The 1,332-nt window shown below is 56.4% G+C and carries 2 protein-coding genes; both read left to right on the top strand.

Going from position 1 to position 1,332, the window contains the following annotated elements; genetic code table 11:
- Nucleotides 1-255: 255 nt before the first annotated feature.
- On the top strand, nt 256-828 hold the full coding sequence (locus IWX64_RS16835; RefSeq protein ID WP_334683399.1) for a GNAT family N-acetyltransferase: 573 nt from the start codon (nt 256-258) through the stop codon (nt 826-828).
- 251 nt (nt 829-1,079) lie between these two features.
- The gene (locus tag IWX64_RS17420; protein ID WP_442859073.1) at nt 1,080-1,271 is read left to right on the top strand and encodes a hypothetical protein; all 192 of its coding nucleotides are present in this window, start codon (nt 1,080-1,082) and stop codon (nt 1,269-1,271) included.
- The last annotated feature ends 61 nt before the right edge of the window (nt 1,272-1,332 follow it).

Below are 1,332 nucleotides of genomic sequence, written 5' to 3'. Positions count from 1 at the left end.
CAACCAGGACGCCAAACCATTCACCTGGACCAAATCAGCGGAGTACCTCCTAGGCAAGATGAAACGCAAACAAACCATTAACACGGAGCACTAGCGAGCGCTGTCATCCCAACAGCTTTCCATGTGGTGGCCTACGAACGCGTCTCTAGATCCATCGTTACCGGGTACGCTGGGTGGCCCGTCGTAGGGACCCTGCCGGGCGTAAAACACCCCATTTGATGCCTCGGACTGAGTGGATTGATGCAAAATTAGGGAATGAGTATCGGTAGTGAGATCCCACCCTGGCCGTCTTCAAATCCCGAGTACGGCCGGATCCGGCTACGTAGGTTCACGAATCTAGACCTCGGGATGGCGAGGGATCTCTCCCAAGATCCGTATGTGCCCAGTGTGGGAAGCCTCCCACCGGATGCCACTGATGAAGAAGCCTTGGCATGGGTTGAACGTCAGCAGCAGCGCCACGTCGATGGGACAGGATTCTCCTTTGCGATCGCCGATGTTGAGACCAATCGTTCACTTGGGACCATCGGACTATGGACACATGAGCTGGCCGCAGGCCGCGCCAAGATTGGTTATGGCATCGCCCCGAAGAAGAGAGGCCGCGGTCTTGCACTCGATGCCCTCCACGCTCTGACTACCTTTGCCTGGACAATCCCGCGACTGCATCGAATAGAGCTGCACATAGAACCATGGAACGCCGCTTCAATCCGCACCGCCGAGAAAGCCAGCTACGAACGAGAGGGCCGGCTACGCAGCCATCAGGAGATCGCAGGAAAACGATGCGACATGCTCCTCTACTCCGCAATCCGAGGAAATACTCTCCCCAAATGAGTCGGCTGACTGTGGTGCTAACCCCTACAAAGTAGCTCTTATCGCCGCGATCGCAATATCATCTCACTCATCAGGGTCTCTGAATCCGTCATTTTCGGACGTTCCAAATCACGGATACGGAGTCGGGACGAATTGGATTTCGGCATCCGTGTGTTCATCACCGCACTTGAGAGCTGCATCGACAGGCAGATGAACCAGAACAACAGCAACCCAAGTTGACAGAACAATTTTTAGCAACGTAGGTTGACGGCATGGAGTCTTCACAGATCGCGACCGTGGCAGCCGATACCAGCGACCCGAGAGCTGGGTTGCGAGCAGTGGCGACGCTGCGCGTTCTCGCCGACACCTTGGAGCTTCGTCAGGTTGAGGCCGCACTACGTTCGGGCATGAAGTGGCAGGACATCGCTGACCGGAATCTGTCAAGGCGTTTGAGACACAGCTAAGTGGTTAGGCGTGTGTGGGGACCTCGCTTTGTTGGGGCTGGTTGATCCACGCCGCCGTGGG

The organism is Arthrobacter sp. CAN_A212 (assembly GCF_015752345.1).
GTDB lineage: Bacteria > Actinomycetota > Actinomycetes > Actinomycetales > Micrococcaceae > Arthrobacter_D.
This window is presented reverse-complemented; position numbering and strand designations above follow the sequence as displayed.